The organism is Streptomyces sp. NPDC090741, assembly GCF_044769045.1.
In the GTDB taxonomy this organism is placed as follows: domain Bacteria; phylum Actinomycetota; class Actinomycetes; order Streptomycetales; family Streptomycetaceae; genus Streptomyces.
This window is the reverse complement of sequence record NZ_JBIVXF010000014.1, coordinates 133,714-151,884: the sequence shown is the minus strand read 5'-3', so window position 1 is coordinate 151,884 and position 18,171 is coordinate 133,714. Positions and strand designations below refer to the sequence as shown.

The following is an 18,171-nucleotide window of genomic DNA, read 5'->3' as shown; positions in this document are numbered from 1 at the left end:
GGAATGGCAAATGGGTGACCTGAAGCAGCACAGCCTCATCAAGGCCCAGGAACGGCTCCGCGACCAGGTCGGCCACGCCCTCCGAGCAGCCCTGATAGCGGGTGAACTGCGCCCCGGCAGCGTCTACTCGGCGCCCGGCCTGGCCGCCGAACTCGGGGTCTCCGCCACGCCGGTCCGCGAGGCGATGCTCGACCTGGCCCGCGAGGGCCTGGTGGAACCCGTCCGCAACAAGGGCTTCCGGATCACCGAGGTCAGCGAGCGCGACCTGGACCAGTACACCGAGCTGCGCACGATGATCGAGGTGCCGACCATCGGCCGGATCACGAAGATCGCCACGGCGGAGCAGCTGGAGGCGCTGCGGCCCGTCGCCGAGGAGATCGTCACCAGCGCCCGCGAGCACAACCTGATCGGCTACCTGGAGGCGGACCGCCGCTTCCACCTCTCCCTGCTGGCCCTGGCCGGCAACGACCGGCTGGTCGAGACGGTGGGCGACCTGCGAAAGCGCTCGCGGCTGTACGGGCTGACGGGCCTGGACGAGGCCGGAAAGCTGGTCTCCTCGGCCGAGGAGCACATCGAGCTGCTGGACCTGATGATCGCCGGCGACGCGGAGGCGGCGGAAGCCTGCATGGTCCGCCACCTCGGCCACGTCCGCTCGCTGTGGGCCCAGGGCCGCGACGAACCGGTGGGCCGCATCCCGGGAGGCCTCGGCTCGGGCGTCTAGGGGGTGTCGTTCGGATCACGCCGGGCCCGTCGGACCGGTGAGGGGGAGAGTGCGCCGGGCGGGTGGACCTCGTGGTGCCCGCGGGTGACGGCTGCGAACGGAGGTTGATTCCGCCCGGAATCCGTCTACCAACACAGGGTCCTGTGCACCGAGCGATGGGTTGTGCCGACTGTGTTGAAGACTGCGTTTCGGATCACTTCCGCCACTGTCCTGGTCACCGTCTCGTTGGCGTTCGGCTCACCCGCCGGCGCCGCGGCGGATCCGTACCCGGGTACCCCGCAGCAGATCCGCGATACCGGCCCCTGCGGCCCGACCGGCGGCTACAGCGCGTCGGAGTGGATGCAGACCACGAAGGACCCCGGGATCCGGCCGGAGGTGGACCTCGCCGCGGTGCGCGAGGCCTGGTACTGGCGGCACGACGGGAACACGCTGTGGCGGGGCGACACACGGCCCCCCCAAACGATCTTCGCCAGCGGCTTCGCCGCGCGGGGCTCGGACCTCACCCCGCTGTCGCAGTGGATCATCGGGGGGAGCGGGCAGCAGAACGCCGCGCACGTGAGCACCACTTGTGAGCGCTGGGTGGCGCAGGAATTCGCCACGGGGGGCGGGAACGACGGCTGGGTCTACGCGATCCAGGCTCCCGGCGGGATCGACATCAACGCCACCGCGCGGCAGACGGGCCTCCAGTCGCAGTTCCTGTGGAACAAGGAGATCGATTTTCCCGGCGGCGTCGAAGCCAGGTTCATCGAGGGGGCCTGCCAGTACCACCTCGTCGGCTTTGACCCGCAGACGAACGACAGGATCTACACCAACCTCGGCTGTGTGACGAACAGTAACTTCCGTCCGGTTCTGAGCAAGCACAAGGGCAAGGAAAAGGAAAAGGAAAAGGCCGGTTCGTCGCATTGAGCTGATCCCCGGCGGCAGCGGGTACCGCTCGGGTCGTTCGTCGTGACGCGCAGCGCCAGGTGGTGACGGACTACCGTCGACCGCCTGGCGCTGCGCGTCGTCGGGCAGTTGCCGCGTTCAGGCTGTCCGACGGCCTCGACTCCCGTTCGAGGGGCCGGATTTGGGCACGGCTGGATAACGGCGGCGCCAACCTCTTGTCAGTGCAATTTCACATTACTATGTTACCGGTCACATCATAGAGCGCGGCCCTTCACTGGAGTGACCCATGACCAAGCGCACCCAACTCGCCCTCGCCACCGCCCTCGTGGCGGCACTCGCACTCGGCGCCTCGGGCTGCTCCGACCCCAAGAAGGGCTCCACCGTCGCCGGCGCGGGCAACCCCGCCGCCGCCAACGACGGCAAGATCCTCGGCGGGGCCCCGGTCAAGGGCGGGACCCTGACCGTCCTGTCCAACCAGGACTTCGCCCACCTCGACCCCGCCCGCAACTGGGTCATGCCGGCCATGGACTTCGGCACCCGCCTCCTCTACCGCACGCTCGTCACCTTCAAGGCCGAGCCCGGCAAGGCCGGCAGCGAGCTCGTCCCCGACCTCGCCACCGACCTCGGCACCCCCTCCAACGGCGGCAAGACCTGGACCTTCACCCTCAAGGAGGGCGTGAAGTACGAGGACGGCACGCCCATCAAGGCGCAGGACATCAAGTACAACGTCGAGCGCTCCTTCGCCCCCGACCTCACCGGCGGCCCCGACTACGCCGCCCAGTACCTGGCCGGCGGCGAGGGTTACAAGGGACCGCTCCAGGGGCAGCACCTCGACTCCGTCAAGACCCCCGACGACCGCACCATCGTCTTCGAACTGAAGCGCCCGGTCGCCGAGTTCTCCGCCACCGCCACCCTCCCCACCTTCGCCCCGGTCCCGCAGTCCCAGGAGAAGGGCACCCAGTACGACGCCCGCCCGTTCTCCTCCGGCCCGTACAAGATCGAGTCGTACGACCGCGACAAGAAGCTCGTCCTCGTCCGCAACGAGCACTGGGACCCGAAGACCGACACCGTCAGAAAGGCCTACCCCGACAAGTTCGTCGTGGTCATGGGCCTCAAGGGCGGCCAGATCGACGACCGGATCATCGCGGGCGAGGGCGCCGACGCCTCCGCCGTCCAGTACATGGACATGCGCCCCGAGAGCGCCCCCAAGGTGCTGCCGAAGCCGGAGGTCAGGGCGCGCCTGCTCGCCGAGTCCCAGGGCTGCACCGAGATGCTCGCCCTGAACAACTCCCGGGCGCCCTTCAACGATCCCAAGGTCCGCGAGGCCATGCAGTACGCCGTCGACAAGGAGGCGGTGATCACCGCGGGCGGCGGTCCGGCCCTCAACGAGATCGCCACCGCCTACCTGCCCCCGGCGCTCTCCGGCGGCAAGCAGGCCGACACCCTGAAGATCGCCCCGGCGGGAGACCCGGCCAAGGCCAAGGAACTCCTCAAGGCCGCGGGCAAGGAGTCCCTGAAGGTCTCCCTCGCCGTATCCACCGGCGACAAGGGCAAGGCCGAGGCCATCCAGCAGGGCCTGTCCCGCGTGGGCATCGAGGTCGTCGTCGACACCATCGACCCGGGCGCGTACTACGACGTCATCGGCGACCTCTCCACCACCCCCGACATGACCCTCGCCGGCTGGTGCCCCGACTATCCCTCCGGCTCCACCTGGATCCCCTTCGTCTTCGACGGACGCACCATCAAGGAGAAGGGCAACCAGGGCAACAACAGCCAGTTCCGCGACGAGGCCACCATGAAGCGGATCGACGAGATCAACGCCATGGCCGACGCCAAGCAGGCCAACCAGGCCTGGATCGACCTCGACGCCGAGATCATGAAGAAGTCCCCGTCCGTCCCGGTCCTCCTGGAGCGCAAGCCGCTGCTCGTAGGCCCCAACATCGCCGGCGCCTACGGCCACCCCGTGTGGACCGGCACCGTCGACTACGGGACCGTCGGCCTCAAGGACCCCTCGAAGAGCCAGGGCTGAGGGATACGGAGCCCCCGACACCATGACCACCACCGCACCCGGCGCCGCCGAGGCCGGTCTCGCGGCGGCAGCGGCCACCGGCAGCAGCCCCTGGCAGCTCGCCCGGCGGGAGCTCCGCCGCCGCCCCGCCGTCCGCGTCAGCCTCTGCGTCGTGCTCCTCTTCGTGCTGATGGCCGTCACCGCGCCCTGGCTGGGCGGGCTCGGCGGCTGGTCCCCCGAGGAGTTCGACAAGTCCGCCATCGACCCCTACCTCGGCGGCCAGCCCCTCGGCTCCCTCGGCGGGATCAGCCCCGAGCACTGGCTCGGCGTCGAACCCGTCACCGGCCGCGACCTGTTCGCCCGGGTCGTCCACGGCGCCCAGGTCTCCCTCCTCATCGCCTTCACCGCCACCGCCATCGTGGTCATCGCGGGCACCGCCGCCGGGATCGCCGCCGGCTACTTCGGCGGCCGCACCGACACGGTCCTGTCCCGGCTGATGGACCTGACCATGTCCTTCCCCTCCCTCATCTTCATGATCGCGATGCTGTCGGTGGCCAAGGACGTCAACCGGATCGTGCTCATGACCACCGTCATCGGTGTCTTCGGCTGGCCCGGCGTCGCCCGCGTCGTCCGCGGCCAGACCCTCTCCCTCAAACACCGCGAGTACGTGGACGCCGCCCGCGTCGGCGGCGCCGGCTCCTGGCGGATCCTGACCCGCGACATCCTCCCGGGAGTCTCCGGCCCGGTCATCGCCTACACCACCCTGCTCATCCCCGGCATGATCAGCACCGAGGCGGCGCTCAGCTACCTCGGCGTGGGCGTCCGCCCGCCGACCCCGTCCTGGGGCCAGATGATCGCCGAGTCCGTCGCCTTCTACGAGACCGACCCCATGTACTTCGTCATCCCGAGCACCTTCCTCTTCCTCGCGGTACTCGCCTTCACCCTGCTCGGCGACGCCCTGCGCGACATCCTCGACCCGAGGGGCGGCCGCAGTTGATCCTCTACCTCGCGCGCCGGCTGCTCGCCCTCGCGGGCGTTCTGCTCGCCATCGCCGCCGTCACCTTCCTCATCTTCTACGTCCTGCCCACCGACCCGGCCGCGGCCGCCTGCGGCAAGACCTGCAGCGCCGAACGGCTGGCCGACGTACGGGAGTACCTCGGCCTGGACCAGCCGGTGTGGCGGCAGTTCGCCGACTTCCTCACCGGCATCTTCACCGGCCGCACCCTCGGCACCGGCCAGTACGCCGTCCAGTGCGACTTCCCGTGCCTGGGTTACTCGTACGAGAACTCCCTGCCCGTGTGGGACCTGCTGATGGACCGCCTCCCGGTCTCCGCCTCCCTCGCCGTCGGCGCCGCCGCGCTGTGGCTGCTGCTCGGCCTCGGCGCCGGGGTCACCGCCGCCCTGCGCAAGGACACCGCCACCGACAAGGCCCTGATGGTCGGCGCCGTCGCCGCCGCCTCGCTGCCCGTCTACTTCACCTCCGTGATGCTCATCTACGGGGTCATCCGGGTCGCCGGGCTGCTGCCCTACCCCACCTACCAGGCCTTCACCGACAACCCGTTCGCGTGGGCGGCCAACCTGCTGCTGCCCTGGACCGCGCTCGCCCTCCTGTACGCGGCCATGTACGCCCGCCAGAGCCGCGGCTCGATGATCGAGGCGATGGCCGAGCCGTACATCCGTACCGCCCGCGCCAAGGGCATGCCCGAGCGCACGGTGGTCGTCAAGCACGGCCTGCGCTCCGGGATGACCCCGATCCTCACCATCTTCGGCATGGACCTCGGCGGGCTGCTCGCCGGCGCCGTCATCACCGAGTCCATCTTCGGACTCCCGGGCATCGGGCGGCTGTTCTACGGGGCCCTGGTCAGCTCGGACCAGCCGGTGGTCCTCGGGGTCACGCTGCTCGCCGCCTTCTTCATCGTCGTCGCCAACCTCGTCGTCGACCTCCTGTACGCCGTCATCGACCCGAGGGTGAGGTACTGATGGCCGTTCTCCCCGACGCGCCGCGCCCCGAGGCCCCGCGCCCCGAGGCCCCGCTCCTCGAAGTACGCGACCTGCACGTCACCTTCGCCACCCCGCGCGGCCCCGTACGGGCCGTCGACTCGCTCGGCTTCACCGTCGAGGCCGGGCGCACCCTCGGCATCGTCGGCGAATCCGGATCCGGCAAGTCCGTCACCTCGCTCGCCGTCATGGGCCTGCACCGGGGCGCCGAGGTCGGCGGCTCCATCGCGCTCGCCGGGCAGGAGCTCACCGGGATGTCCGACAAGGAGCTGTCCCGGCTGCGCGGCCGGAAGATGGCCATGATCTTCCAGGACCCGCTGTCCAGCCTGCACCCCTACTACACGGTCGGCGAGCAGATCGCCGAGCACTTCCGCGTGCACTTCAAGTCAGGGAGGGCCGCCGCGCGCAAGCGGGCCGTCGACATGCTCGGCGAGGTCGGCATCCCGGAACCGGCCCGCCGGGTAGGGGAGTACCCGCACCAGTTCTCCGGCGGCATGCGCCAGCGCGTGATGATCGCCATGGCCCTGGCCTGCGAACCCGATCTGCTGATCGCCGACGAGCCCACCACCGCCCTCGACGTGACCGTGCAGGCGCAGATCCTGGAGCTCATCGCCCGGCTCCAGCAGGAGCGCGGCCTCGGCGTCGTGATGATCACCCACGACCTGGGGGTCGTCGCCCGCGTCGCCCACGAGGTACTGGTCATGTACGGCGGCCGGGCCGCCGAACAGGCCGGGGTCGACGAGCTGTTCGCCGACCCGGCGCACCCGTACACCCGGGGCCTGCTCGACTCGCTGCCCCGGCTGGACGACGCCGACGACGATCCGCTGCGGGCGATCCCCGGCTCCCCGCCCTCCCTGCTCACGCTCGCCCCGGGGTGCGCGTTCGCCCCGCGCTGCGCGGTCGCGGCCGCCGGCACCGGGGCGGAGCGGGAGCGCTGCACGGGCGAACGGCCCGAGCTCCTGCCGTACGGCGGCCCCGGCCGGCTGGCCGCCTGCCATGTCGCGGGGCGCACGGCACCGGCCGCCGGCGCCGCGGCCGTTGCCGCCGCGACCGAATCGGAGGTGTCCCGATGAGTACGCTCGTACCCGCCCCGGCGCCCGGGCCGGCCGCCCCGGACCGGACCCCGCCGGCGCTGCTCTCCGTACGCGACCTGACCATGGCCTTCCCCGGCAGACGCGCCGCGTCCGGGCGCCGGGGGGCGCCCGTGCGCGCCGTCGACGGGGTCTCCTTCGACCTCGCGGCCGGCGAAACACTCGGCCTGGTCGGGGAGTCGGGCTGCGGGAAGTCCACCACCGGCCGGATGCTGGTCCGGCTGCTGGAACCCACGTCCGGCAGCATCACGTTCGACGGACGGGACATCACGAGGCTGTCGCAGCGCGGGCTCCGCCCGCACCGGCGCCACCTCCAGATGGTCTTCCAGGACCCGCACTCCTCCCTCAACCCCCGCCAGACGGTGTCCCGGATCATCTCCGACCCGCTGCTCGTGCAGGGCTGGTCGGCCTCCGACGCGCGCCGCCGGGCGGCCGAGCTGATGGACCTGGTCGGGCTGATCCCGGAGCACATCGACCGCTACCCGCACGAGTTCTCCGGCGGCCAGGCCCAGCGCATCGGTATCGCCCGCTCGCTGGCCACCAGCCCGCGGCTGGTCGTCGCCGACGAGCCGGTCTCCGCCCTCGACGTCTCCGTCCAGGCGCAGATCGTCAACCTGATGGAACGGCTGCGCCGCGAACTGGGTCTGGCGTACTTGTTCATCGCGCACGACCTGTCCGTGGTGAAGCGGGTCAGCGACCGGGTCGCCGTCATGTACCTCGGCCGGATCGTCGAGATCGGCGCGAAGCGCGCCCTGTACGAGAACCCCCAGCACCCGTACACCCGGGCGCTGCTCTCCGCCGTACCGCTGCCGGACCCGGCGGCCGAACGGCGGCGCGAGCGGATCGTGCTGCTGGGCGATCCCCCGAACCCGGCCGCCCCGCCCCCGGGGTGCACCTTCCACCCGCGCTGCCCGAAGGCGCAGGACGTCTGCCGCACGGACCGCCCGCTGCTGCGGATCGCCGCCTCCCGCGAGGTGGCCTGCCACTTCCCCGGTGACTGACGGGGATCCAGGGGAAGAAGGAGGAGGGCCCCGGCGCCGACACGATCGGCTCCGGGGCCCTCCGCCGTCCGAGCCGGCCGAGGGCCGCCCCGCGGCGGACCGCCCGCCGGGCTGATGGCATGATCACGGCGTGACCAGCGAAATCACCCGGCCCGGCCCCGCGAAGTTCGTCCTCTTCGACGTCGACGGTACGTTGATCGACGCGGTGGCGAACCAGCGCCGGGTCTGGGCGACGTGGGCGGCGCGGTACGGACTCGACCCCGAGGCGGTCCACCGCGTGGCGCTGCGGACCCGTCCCATGGAGACCTTCGCCGAGGTGGCGCCCGGGCAGGACCCGCAGGCCTGCCTGACCGCGCTCCACGAACTGGAGGACGAGGACGTCCGCTCCGGCACCTATGCCGCCTTCCCCGGTGCCCCGGAGCTGCTGTCCGGCCTGCCCTCGGGACGCTGGGCGCTGGTGACCTCGAACTACGAGCACCGGGTGCGCGGGCGGTTCGCCCGGACCGGACTGCCGGTGCCGGGCGTACTCGTGGACGCGGCCGCCGTCGCCGAGGGCAAGCCGTCGCCGGTCCCCTACCTGCTGGCCGCGGAGCGCCTCGGTGCCAGGCCGCAGGACTGCCTGGTCATCGAGGACGCGCCGTCCGGCGTCGAGTCCGGGCTGCGGGCCGGCATGACGGTGTGGGGGGTCAACACACCGGCCCCGGTGGACGGGGTGCACCGTCACTTCGCGAGCCTGCACGAGGCGGCGCCCGCTGTCCTCGCCTTCGCGGCCGGGTCGTCCGCCGCTTAGGCGAGTTCCCGCTCTCAGGCCAGTTCGCGGCGGAAGAACTCCAGCTCCAGCGCCGTGATCTTCTCGCGGGCCCCGTTGGGGGTCATGTGCGTGACCCCGGGGAGGGCCAGGAGCTGGTGGGGGCGGCCCGCGTCGGTCAGCGCCTGCGAGAGCCGCAGGGTGTGCGAGGGGTGGACGTTGTCGTCGGCCAGGCCCGTGATCAGCAGCAGTGGCCGGGCCAGGTGCGGGGCGTCGGGGATCAGGGAGTCCCGCTCGTAGACGTCCGGGTGGTCCTGGGGGAGGCCCAGGTAGCGCTCGGTGTACGCCGTGTCGTACTGGCGGAAGTCGGTCGGCGCGGCCCCGGCGGCAGCGGCGTGGAAGACGTCCGGGCGGCGCAGCACCGCCATCGCGGAGAGGTAGCCGCCGTACGACCAGCCGCGCACCCCGACCCGCCCGAGGTCCAGGTCGCCGTGGCGGGCGGCGAGTGCGTGCAGGGCCGCGACCTGGTCGTCCAGGGTGACTTCGGAGAACCCGCGGTACATGGCGTGGGTGAAGGCGGGCGAGACGTACGGGGTCCCGCGGTTGTCGACGGTCACCACCGCGAAGCCCCGGTCGGCCCACCACTGGCGCTGCTGCCAGCGGCGCGGCTCGGCGGACACGTCCTGGTAGCCGGGGCCGCCGTAGCTGTCCATCAGCACGGGCAGCCGCCGGCCGGGGACATGGCCGCGGGGGAGTACGAGCGCGGTGGGGATGCCGTGCTCGGTGACCCGCTCCAGCACCGGGACCACCCGGTACGGCAGCGGCGCGGACAGGTCGCCTGCTACGAACTCGCGCCCGTCGGCGGTGCGTACGCCGTGCCGGATCCCGTTGGCGTCGGCGCTGGTCAGGAGCAGAGTCCCGGCCGAGGCGCGGACGCTGTGCACGCCGGGTCCGTCGGCGAGCGGGGTCAGCTCCCCGGTGGCGGGGTCGAGGAGCAGCACCTGCTGCTCGGCGGGGTCGCGTCGCCCGGCCTCGATCAGCAGCCGGCCTTGGTGGACCCCGGCCACCCGGCGGACCTGGATCCCGTTCCCGGTCAGCAGTTCCCCGTCGAGGGCGAGGCCGCGGGCGGCGCCGCCCGGAGTGTCGGCGGCGGTGAGCATCCGCCCGTCGGCGAGCCGGGCCGGGGTGCCGGGCAGCAGCGGGTCGACCCAGTGGGGGTGCACGGTACGCGACAGCTCCCGGGTACGGCCGGTGGCCGGGTCGGCGGTGAGCAGCAGCACGTTCTGCTGGAGCCGGTCCTGGACGGTCAGCAGGATCTCCGTCTGCGACTCCCAGTCGGCGTCCGAGACGTACGGGTACGCCTCCGCGTCCCAGTCGAGCCGTACCGGGGCGCCGTCCGGGCGGAGCACCCACAGCTGGACCCCGGCGTTGGGCCCGCCCGCCTCGGGGTACGCGAAGTCCTCGGCCGGGAGCTCGGGGTGCGCGGGGTCGGCGAAGTGGCGCCGCTGGAGGGCGGATTCGTCCACGCGGGCGGCCAGCAGGGTCTGGCCGTCGGGGGACCACCAGTGGCCCCGGTCCCGGCCCAGCTCCTCGGCTGCGGCGAACTCCGCGAGGCCCCAGCGGGCTCCGTCGGCGGGGCTGATCCGGCCGCCGGGGGAGGTGTGCAGGGCGTCGCCGGTGACGTACGCGGTGCGGGAGCCGCCGGCGTTGAGGCGGGGATCGAGGGCGGGCCCGGCGGCCGGGATCTCCTCGGCCGGCTGTCCGATCCCCTCGCCGGGCCCCTGGTAACCCACCCGGTACAGCCGCCCGTACAGAGGGAACACCGCGCTGCGGCCGTCCCCGGAGAGCGCGTACGAGCCGATCCCGGCGGCCACGAGCCGGGTCCGCTCCCGCAGCCGGCGCTCGGCGGCCGGCAGGGCGCCGGGCTCCGGGGACAGCTCGCGGGGGTCGGCGAGCCGGGTTTCGGCGCCGGTGGCGGTGTCCAGGACCCAGAGGCTGTCGAAGGCGTCGGTGGGGCCGGTGGAGCGGAGGAACCAGAGCAGCCGGCCGTCGTCCCCGAAGGAGAACGCGCGCGGGGCGCCGTACGTGAAGCGGCCGGTGCTCGCGGAGAGCCTGAGGAAATCATCCATGATCGTAGTGTGTCATGTGAAATGGCACACTGTACATGTCATGCAGCCTAGGCCATTCGAGTGGTGTACCCCCCGCTCCAGGTTTAGCGTCGAAAAGGTGGATGGGAAGGCAACGCCGACCAGCAAAGGGACCGACGGCAAGGTCCGAGGAAGCGGCAACGGGCTCGCGCTGTTCGTCATCGCGTCCTGCCAGCTCATGGTCGTTCTCGACATCACCATCGTGAACATCGCGCTCCCGCACATCCAGACGGCCCTCGGCTTCTCCACCGAGAGCCTGTCCTGGGTCGTCAACGCGTACACCCTCACCTTCGGCGGACTGCTCCTGCTCGGCGGCCGCACCGGCGACATCCTCGGCCGCAAGCGCGTGTTCATCACCGGCGTGCTGCTCTTCGGCCTGGCCTCGATGCTGGGCGGACTCGCGCAGAACGAGGGCCAGCTGATGGGCGCCCGGGCGCTGCAGGGCGTCGGCGCCGCCATCGCCTCCCCGACCGCGCTGGCGCTGATCTCCACCACCTTCCGTGAAGGCCCGGCCCGCAACCGGGCGTTCGGCGTGTTCGCGGCGGTCTCGGCGGGCGGCGGCGCGATCGGACTGCTGGCCGGCGGCGTCCTCGTCGAATGGCTCAGCTGGCGCTGGGTGCTCTTCGTCAACGTTCCGATCGCCCTGGCCATCGCCTTCATGGCCAGGCGGGTCATCCGCGAGTCCGAACGCCATCCCGGACACTTCGACCTGGCCGGCGCACTGCTGTCCACCCTGGGCATGGTCGCGCTCGTCTACGGTTTCATCCGCGCCGCCCAGGAGGGCTGGACCGACCCGATCACCCTCGGTTCCTTCGGGGCGGCCGTGGTCCTGCTCCTGCTGTTCTTCCTCAACGAGCGGCGTTCGCCGCAGCCGATCACGCCGCTGCACATGTTCGCCGACCGCAACCGGGCCGGGTCCTACGGGATCATGCTGTTCCTCGCCTGCGCGATGTTCGGCATGTTCTTCTTCCTGACCCTGTTCGTGCAGAACGTGCTGGGGTTCAGCCCGCTGGAAGCGGGCCTCGCCTTCCTGCCGGTGAGCGTCGTCATCGCCGTCGGCGCGGGCATCACCTCCCAGCTGCTGCCGAAGCTCGGGCCGAAACCCTTCATGGTGACGGGCGCGCTGTGCTCGGCGGCCGGCCTGGCCTGGCTGACGCAGACCGACATCCACTCCACGTACCTCGGCAGCATCCTGGGTCCGATGCTCGTGTTCAGCCTCGGCATGGGCATGCAGTTCGTCTCGCTGACCCTGATGGCCCTGTCCAACGTCGCCGACCGGGAGTCCGGCGCCGCCTCCGGACTGCTCAACACGACGCAGCAGGTGGGCGGATCGCTGGGCCTGTCCATCCTGGTCACCGTGTTCGGCACGGCCAGCCGCAACGAGGCCCACGACCAGGTCCCGGCCTTCCTGAGCCAGGCCGATCAGGCCCAGAAGGCCATGTTCCTGCGGACCGGCCGGCTGCCCGACCCGTGGGGCGACCAGGTGCTCACCTCCGGCGTGAGCGCCGCGTTCGTCGTCGCGGCGTGTTTCGCCCTGATCGCGGCGGTCATCGCGCTGCTCGCGATCCAGGTCCGGCCCTCGGACCTGGAACGTCTCAAGGGCAACCACACGCCGGCGGCCGTCTAGCGCGTCATCCGGTCACGTCCCGGATGCGGCAGCGGATCGGGCCGTCCGCCCGCAGGGTGATTCCGGCGCTGACCGGGACCTCGGTGTCCACGGCCTCGAACTCGTAGGTCCGCAGGATCATCGCCAGCGCGATCACCGACTCCAGCATCGAGAAGTGCTGCCCGATGCAGGCGCGCGGGCCGCCACCGAACGGGAACCACGCGTAGCGGGGGCGGCCGGCCTCCGCCTCCGGGGTGAAGCGGTCCGGGTCGAAGCGGTCCGGGTCCGGCCAGTAGCGGGGATGGCGGTGCGTCACCCACGGGGCCAGGATCACGTCCGCGCCCGTCGGGATGACCAGGCCCCCGACCTCGGTGGCCGCGACCGAGCTGCGACCGATCACCGGGGCCGCCGGGTAGAGCCGCATCGCCTCCTTGAGGACCTGTGTGAGGTACGGCAGCCGGTCGAGGTCGGCGGCCTCCGGCGTACGGTCGGCCAGGACGCGGGAGACCTCCTCGCGGGCCCGCGCCTGCTGCTCGGGGTGGCGGGCCAGCAGGTGCAGGGAGAAGGCGAGCGAGGTGGCGGTCGTCTCGTGCCCGGCGAGCAGGAAGATCAGCACCTGGTCGCGCAGTTCGGCGGCGTCGAACTCCCCGTCGTCCGTGCTGGAGGCGGCTGCGAGCAGGCTCAGCAGGTCCTCGCCGGGGCCCGAGCCGGAGGCCGTATCGCCACTGCGCCGTGCGGCGATGATGGTGTCGCACGCCGCGTACAGCTCGTCCATCGCGGCGGCGGCCCGCTTGTTGGCCGGAGTGGGCCAGCTGCGCGGGAGGTTGGCGGGGGAGTACCCGCGGCGCAGCACGTACTCCGTGATGACCGGAAAACACCGGTCGACGACGTCGACGGTGGTCTCCACGTCGGTGCCGAAGAGGATGCGGGCGACCGCGCGCAGGGCGAGCCGCATCATCTCCTCGCCGACGTCGACCACCGCGCCCGGAGCCTGCTCCCAGCCCGCGAGGACGGCCCGGGTCTCGGCGGCGACGGCTCCCGCGTAACCGTCCACCCGGCGCTTGGTGAACAGCGGCTGGACGAGCCGCCGCTGACGCAGGTAGTCCTCGTCCTGGCTGGTCAGCAGGCCGTTCCCGAAGGAGTCCCGGAGCTCCTGGTAGAAGGTGTTGTCCTTGCGGAAGTTGGCGGACTCCGAGGCCAGGACCTGCTGCGCGCCCTCGGCGGAGAAGACGCCGTAGAGCTCGGCGCGCAGCCCGGGCGGCCCGGCGGTGATCCGTACGACGTCGCCGTGCCGCTGCTGGGCACGCAGATACGTCCCGAGCGAGTCCGATTTCAGGTCGAAGAGGGAACCGAGCAGCGGGACCCCCGCGAGCGCGGGAACCTCCGTACCACCGGTTCCGCCGTCCGTCCGTGTTCCCACTGCCATGGCCGCCCCCTCGACACCGTACCGACGGGCCCGATTCTGCACCTCCGACGGCCGCCACGCCGAGGAGGCCGCCGCCGACCGGCTGAATCCAGCCGGTCCAGCCGGTCGGCCGGCGCCCCTGTGCGAACGGCTACTTGTCGCAGGCGATGCCGTCCTTGTCCCGGTCGAGGGCCTCGCGGTACCCGGGCCGGCCGCGCCGCATGGGCGCCGCTCCGGCGGCCTTGGCCTCGGCGCATGTCTTGTAGTACGCGCCGCTCCCCGCACCGCTGCCGCCCCCGTCGCCGCCGGTGGAGCCGCCGTCGGTCGGGGGCGAGGTCTTCGGCTTCGGCGGGACGGGAGTCGGGCTCGCCGCCGGGGCCTTGGAGGGGGCGAGGGCGGCGCCGGCCTTGTCCGGGCAGGGCCGGCCGGGCGCGACGAGGGAGAGCTCGACGGTGGACGCCGGCTCCACGGGGACCCCGGCCGCCGGGGTCTGGAAGCACACGGCCCAGGCCGTGTGGTCCGCGGCCAACGGCACGTCGGAGTAGGCGCTGCGCGCTTCGACGGGCTTGGTGACCAGCTTCTTCGCAGCGCCCTCGGCGGCGGCGAACTTCTGCCCGACCAGCGAGGGCATGGCGGGCGTACTGGGCGAGGGCGTTGGCGTGGCGGCGGCAGCGCTGCTCACGCCCGCCGGGCCCTTCTTCGGCGCCGGATCCTCGCACCCGCTCCCGAGCACGACCACCGCCCCCACGACCGCTGCCACGGCAAATCCCCGACGGTGGAACATGGATGACCCCCCGAGATCAACACTCTGCGGAACCGCCGCATCGTACGCGTGCCACTCGCCCCGCATGAACCCCTTTCACGTCAACTTCCCGGCAGCTCCGGCAGCACACGCCGAAACCCCGCCGCTCCCGCGGGGCGGGGGGACGGCGGGGCTTCGGACTGCGAGCCGGGCGCGGACTAGATGTCGCGGAAGATTTCGATCTGGGCGCCCACCGAGTTGAGGCGTTCCGCGAGTTCTTCGTAGCCGCGGTTGATGACGTAGACGTTGCGGAGGACCGAGGTGCCCTCCGCCGCCATCATCGCCAGGAGGACGACCACCGCGGGGCGGAGGGCCGGCGGGCACATCATCTCCGCCGCGCGCCAGCGCGTCGGGCCCTCGACCAGGACGCGGTGGGGGTCCAGGAGCTGGAGGCGGCCGCCGAGGCGGTTGAGGTCCGTCAGGTAGATGGCCCGGTTGTCGTACACCCAGTCGTGGATCAGCGTCTGGCCCTGGGCCGAGGCCGCGATGGCCGCGAAGAAGGGGACGTTGTCGATGTTCAGCCCGGGGAACGGCATCGGGTGGATCTTGTCGATCGGGGCTTCGAGCTTCGAGGGGCGGACCGTCAGGTCGACCAGGCGGGTACGGCCGTTGTCCGCCGTGTACTCCGCCGAGCGGTCGTGGTCGAGGCCCATCTCCTCCAGTACCGCGAGCTCGATCTCCATGAACTCGATCGGGACCCGGCGGATCGTCAGCTCCGACTCCGTGACCACCGCGGCGGCGACCAGGCTCATCGCCTCGACCGGGTCCTCGGAGGGGGAGTAGTCCACGTCCACGTCGATGTTCGGGATGCCGTGGACGGTCAGCGTCGTCGTGCCGATGCCGTCCACGCGCACGCCGAGCGCCTCCAGGAAGAAGCACAGGTCCTGGACCATGTAGTTGGAGGAGGCGTTGCGGATGACGGTGGCGCCGTCGTGCCGGGCGGCGGCCAGCAGCGCGTTCTCGGTGACCGTGTCCCCGCGCTCGGTCAGCACGATCGGGCGGCCGGGGGAGACCCCCGCCTCGACCTTCGCGTGGTAGATGCCCTCGGTCGCGGTGATGTCCAGGCCGAAGCGGCGCAGCGCGATCATGTGCGGCTCGATGGTGCGGGTACCGAGGTCGCAGCCGCCGGCGTACGGCAGGCGGAACTGGTCCATCCGGTGCAGCAGCGGGCCCAGGAACATGATGATGCTCCGGGTGCGCCGGGCCGCGTCCGCGTCCATGGCGTCCATGTCGAGGCGGACCGGCGGGACGATCTCCAGGTCCACGCCCTCGTTGATCCAGCGGGTGCGGACACCGATGGAGTTCAGGACCTCGAGGAGCCGGTAGACCTCCTCGATGCGGGCGACCCGGCGCAGCACCGTACGGCCCTTGTTGAGCAGCGAGGCGCACAGCAGCGCCACGCAGGCGTTCTTGCTCGTCTTGACGTCGATGGCGCCGGACAGCCGGCGGCCGCCGACGACCCGCAGATGCATCGGGCCGGCGTAGCCCAGAGAGACGATCTCACTGTCGAGAGCTTCACCGATTCGGGCGATCATCTCAAGGCTGATGTTCTGGTTGCCGCGCTCGATCCGGTTCACGGCGCTCTGACTGGTTCCCAGTGCGTCCGCGAGTTGACTCTGCGTCCAGCCCCGGTGCTGCCGGGCGTCACGGATGAGCTTGCCGATGCGTACGAGGTAGTCGTCTGCCATGGGTGCACCGTATCTCAGATATGAGATGCCCCCTGCGTCGGGTGTGGCAGACGGGTGTTACCGACCGTCAGATCCACCCGCCTCCCAACACATCACTCCCATTACGGACATCCAGCTCATTGTGTCGATTAGTGGCCGCACGCGTGGTGGCGGCCGCCGTGCACCGCCGTGCACCGCCGTGCACCGCCGCGTACGCCGCCGGGCGCGGTCCGGACCCCCCCCGCGGGCCGCCCGGGCCGGCGCGGCGCGGCCCGCCGCCGAGTCCGCGTCGTGCACCACCCGGCCGCCGACCAGGGTCATCCGTACGCCGGTCCCGCTGATGTCGGCCACCGGACAGCGGGTCACATCCCGGTCCAGCAGCACCAGGTCCGCCGCCTTGCCCGGCTCCACCGTCCCCGTCAGCCCCTCCTGCCTCAGCTGCCACGCCGTCCCGGCCGTGTGCATCCGCAGTACCGAGCTCCGGCTCAGCCCCTCCCGCTCCCGGTACAGCTCGCCCGTCCCGTACGCGCCCTGCCGGTCGGTCGCGGTCCGCAGCTGGTTCCACGCCTGGAGCGCGTCCACCGGCCAGTCCGAGCCGCCGGTCAGCCGGGCCCCCGCCCGCTCCAGGCTGCGCGCCGGGTACATCCACCGGTGGCGCTCCGGACCGATGTACGGGAGCGGCGCGTCCATCGTCCAGGTGTCCTGCGCCGCCCACTGGAGCTGCATGCACGCCGCGACGCCCAGCTGCGCGAACCGCCGCAGATCCGCCGGGTCCACGATCTGCAGGTGGGCGACGGCATTGCGCGCGTCCCGCTGCCCGGTCACCCGGCGGGCGTACGCGTATCCGCACAAAGCGGTCCGTACCGCCCGGTCTCCGAGCCCGTGGGCGTGCAACTGCCGGCCGGCCTTGTTGAACGCCGCCGTCAGCCGACCGTAGCCGGCCGCCGAGGTGTACAGCTCGCCCCGGTTCGCCGTCGGCTTCCCGTTCCCGTCCAGGTACGGCTCCAGCGGCGCGGCCGTCTGCGCCGGGTACTCGATGACCCCGTCCAGGAACGCCTTGACCATCCCGAACCGCAGGCCCCGTACCCCCTCGAACTCCCTGCGCAGCCCGCGCGCGTACGCCGGCGCGCCCGCCGGGTCCTTGGTCTGCCCGGCGTCGAGCCGGATCGCCGGCACGATCCGCTGCGGCAGCTTCCCCGCCGCCGCCAGGGCCTGGTAGAGCTCCAGCCCGTGCCGCCCGACCAGCGCGTCCATCATCGTGGTGACCCCGGACCCCGGACGCCGCCGCCGGCTCCAGCACCTTCGCGCAGGCCGCGACCAGTTCGTCCCGGGAGGGCTCCGGGACGTGCCGCTTCACCAGGCCCTGCGCGTCGTCCTTCAGGACGCCCGTCGGCTCCCCGTCCGGCCCCTTCACGATCCGGCCGCCGACCGGGTCCGGGGTGGCCGCCGTGATCCCGGCGATGTCCAGGGCCCGCCGGTTCACCCAGAGGTTGTGCCCGTCGCCGCCGACCAGCGCGACCGGTCTGCGGGTCGCCGGCGCGTCCAGCATCGAGTGGTGCGGCACGCTCCCGGTCGGCAGCAGCCCGACCGGATTCCAGTCCTCCACCACCACCAGCCGGCGGTCCGGCTCCGCTTCCGCGCCCCCGGTGTCGGCGAGGAAGCCGGCCAGCAGCTCCCGCAGCTCGGGCAGCGTGGTCTGCGCCCCCTCCAGCGAGGGCCGCAGGGACCGGTCGCCGGCGCCCAGCGGGTGCACGTGGCCGTCGTGGATGCCGCTCGTCACGGTGTTCCCGCGCGCGTCGACGACCTCGGTGTCCCGCCCGACGTGCCGGCGCACCGCCGAACCGCTCCCGGTGGCCAGGACCTTCCCGTCCCGCCCGACCGCGACCGCCTCCACCGGCGCCCCGCCGCCCGTGGTCCCGGTGAACACCCGGGCGTTGTGGATCACCAGGGCGGCCGGGCCGCGCCCGCCGGAGGCGGTGGCCGAGGCCGCGGCCGCGGGCCCCGCGCCCCGCGCCCCGCGCCCAGCGGTCCGGCCGCACCCGCCGCCCCGACGGCCCCGAGAAGGCCCCGCCGGGACAGGGGGGAAGAGCAG

Annotated in this window: 15 protein-coding genes and 1 pseudogene; 9 read left to right on the top strand and 7 right to left on the bottom strand. The window is 72.3% G+C overall.

Annotated elements, in window-relative coordinates:
* The first annotated feature begins 10 nt into the window (after positions 1-10).
* The 8 genes from ACIQU4_RS31630 to ACIQU4_RS31595 all read left to right on the top strand — a co-directional run bounded on the left by ACIQU4_RS31630 (position 11) and on the right by ACIQU4_RS31595 (position 8,494).
* Positions 11-721, top strand: coding sequence for a GntR family transcriptional regulator (locus tag ACIQU4_RS31630; RefSeq protein ID WP_403737935.1), 711 nt, complete (start codon positions 11-13; stop codon positions 719-721).
* Between the two features lie 171 nt (positions 722-892).
* Positions 893-1,627, top strand: a complete 735-nt coding sequence (locus tag ACIQU4_RS31625) for a hypothetical protein (protein ID WP_403737933.1) — start codon at positions 893-895, stop codon at positions 1,625-1,627.
* A 265-nt stretch (positions 1,628-1,892) separates the two neighbouring features.
* A complete protein-coding gene (locus tag ACIQU4_RS31620; RefSeq protein ID WP_403737930.1) occupies positions 1,893-3,635 on the top strand; it encodes an ABC transporter substrate-binding protein in 1,743 nt (580 codons plus the stop codon).
* A gap of 22 nt (positions 3,636-3,657) precedes the next feature.
* Positions 3,658-4,611, top strand: a complete 954-nt coding sequence (locus ACIQU4_RS31615; RefSeq protein WP_403737927.1) for an ABC transporter permease — start codon at positions 3,658-3,660, stop codon at positions 4,609-4,611.
* Positions 4,608-5,594, top strand: coding sequence for an ABC transporter permease (locus ACIQU4_RS31610; RefSeq protein WP_403737924.1), 987 nt, complete (start codon positions 4,608-4,610; stop codon positions 5,592-5,594). The genes ACIQU4_RS31615 and ACIQU4_RS31610 overlap by 4 nt, the downstream gene beginning before the upstream one ends.
* Positions 5,594-6,685: an ABC transporter ATP-binding protein gene (locus ACIQU4_RS31605; RefSeq protein ID WP_403737921.1), complete on the top strand. Its 1,092-nt coding sequence runs from the start codon at positions 5,594-5,596 to the stop codon at positions 6,683-6,685. The genes ACIQU4_RS31610 and ACIQU4_RS31605 overlap by 1 nt, the downstream gene beginning before the upstream one ends.
* On the top strand, positions 6,682-7,704 hold the full coding sequence (locus ACIQU4_RS31600; protein WP_403737918.1) for an ABC transporter ATP-binding protein: 1,023 nt from the start codon (positions 6,682-6,684) through the stop codon (positions 7,702-7,704). Before ACIQU4_RS31605 ends, ACIQU4_RS31600 begins: the two co-directional genes overlap by 4 nt.
* 130 nt (positions 7,705-7,834) lie before the next feature.
* Positions 7,835-8,494 (top strand): HAD family hydrolase, encoded by a 660-nt coding sequence (locus tag ACIQU4_RS31595; protein ID WP_403737915.1) that lies wholly within the window; start codon positions 7,835-7,837, stop codon positions 8,492-8,494.
* A 14-nt stretch (positions 8,495-8,508) separates the two neighbouring features.
* On the opposite strand, the gene ACIQU4_RS31590 is transcribed toward ACIQU4_RS31595, so the two are convergent.
* Positions 8,509-10,581: a prolyl oligopeptidase family serine peptidase gene (locus tag ACIQU4_RS31590; protein WP_403737912.1), complete on the bottom strand. Its 2,073-nt coding sequence runs from the start codon at positions 10,579-10,581 to the stop codon at positions 8,509-8,511.
* Positions 10,582-10,678: 97 nt separating this feature from the next.
* Between ACIQU4_RS31590 and ACIQU4_RS31585 the strand changes: the two genes are divergently transcribed.
* Positions 10,679-12,226, top strand: coding sequence for an MFS transporter (locus ACIQU4_RS31585; RefSeq protein ID WP_403737909.1), 1,548 nt, complete (start codon positions 10,679-10,681; stop codon positions 12,224-12,226).
* A 4-nt stretch (positions 12,227-12,230) separates the two neighbouring features.
* Here ACIQU4_RS31585 and ACIQU4_RS31580 read toward each other — a convergent pair whose 3' ends face one another.
* The 6 genes and pseudogenes from ACIQU4_RS31580 to ACIQU4_RS31555 form a co-directional block, all read right to left on the bottom strand.
* Positions 12,231-13,631 (bottom strand): cytochrome P450, encoded by a 1,401-nt coding sequence (locus tag ACIQU4_RS31580; protein WP_403737906.1) that lies wholly within the window; start codon positions 13,629-13,631, stop codon positions 12,231-12,233.
* 130 nt (positions 13,632-13,761) lie between these two features.
* A complete protein-coding gene (locus ACIQU4_RS31575; RefSeq protein WP_403737904.1) occupies positions 13,762-14,370 on the bottom strand; it encodes an excalibur calcium-binding domain-containing protein in 609 nt (202 codons plus the stop codon).
* Positions 14,371-14,570: 200 nt separating this feature from the next.
* Positions 14,571-16,100 (bottom strand): helix-turn-helix domain-containing protein, encoded by a 1,530-nt coding sequence (locus ACIQU4_RS31570; RefSeq protein ID WP_385587957.1) that lies wholly within the window; start codon positions 16,098-16,100, stop codon positions 14,571-14,573.
* Positions 16,101-16,157: 57 nt separating this feature from the next.
* The gene (locus ACIQU4_RS31565; RefSeq protein ID WP_403737902.1) at positions 16,158-17,336 is read right to left on the bottom strand and encodes an amidohydrolase; all 1,179 of its coding nucleotides are present in this window, start codon (positions 17,334-17,336) and stop codon (positions 16,158-16,160) included.
* A gap of 100 nt (positions 17,337-17,436) precedes the next feature.
* Positions 17,437-17,832: pseudogene (locus ACIQU4_RS31560) on the bottom strand (amidohydrolase family protein); the annotation flags it as partial.
* Between the two features lie 188 nt (positions 17,833-18,020).
* A complete protein-coding gene (locus ACIQU4_RS31555) occupies positions 18,021-18,158 on the bottom strand; it encodes a twin-arginine translocation signal domain-containing protein (RefSeq protein WP_403738112.1) in 138 nt (45 codons plus the stop codon).
* Between the last annotated feature and the right edge of the window lie 13 nt (positions 18,159-18,171).

Bases quoted from the DNA above. Each gene is read 5' to 3' on its own strand.
- ACIQU4_RS31580 (WP_403737906.1), bottom strand. From the start codon at position 13,631: ATGGCAGTGGGAACACGGACGGACGGCGGAACCGGTGGTACGGAGGTT.
- ACIQU4_RS31600 (WP_403737918.1), top strand. From the start codon at position 6,682: ATGAGTACGCTCGTACCCGCCCCGGCGCCCGGGCCGGCCGCCCCGGAC.
- ACIQU4_RS31565 (WP_403737902.1), bottom strand. From the start codon at position 17,336: ATGATGGACGCGCTGGTCGGGCGGCACGGGCTGGAGCTCTACCAGGCC.
- ACIQU4_RS31605 (WP_403737921.1), top strand. From the start codon at position 5,594: ATGGCCGTTCTCCCCGACGCGCCGCGCCCCGAGGCCCCGCGCCCCGAG.
- ACIQU4_RS31615 (WP_403737927.1), top strand. From the start codon at position 3,658: ATGACCACCACCGCACCCGGCGCCGCCGAGGCCGGTCTCGCGGCGGCA.
- ACIQU4_RS31630 (WP_403737935.1), top strand. From the start codon at position 11: ATGGGTGACCTGAAGCAGCACAGCCTCATCAAGGCCCAGGAACGGCTC.
- ACIQU4_RS31570 (WP_385587957.1), bottom strand. From the start codon at position 16,100: ATGGCAGACGACTACCTCGTACGCATCGGCAAGCTCATCCGTGACGCC.
- ACIQU4_RS31620 (WP_403737930.1), top strand. From the start codon at position 1,893: ATGACCAAGCGCACCCAACTCGCCCTCGCCACCGCCCTCGTGGCGGCA.
- ACIQU4_RS31590 (WP_403737912.1), bottom strand. From the start codon at position 10,581: ATGGATGATTTCCTCAGGCTCTCCGCGAGCACCGGCCGCTTCACGTAC.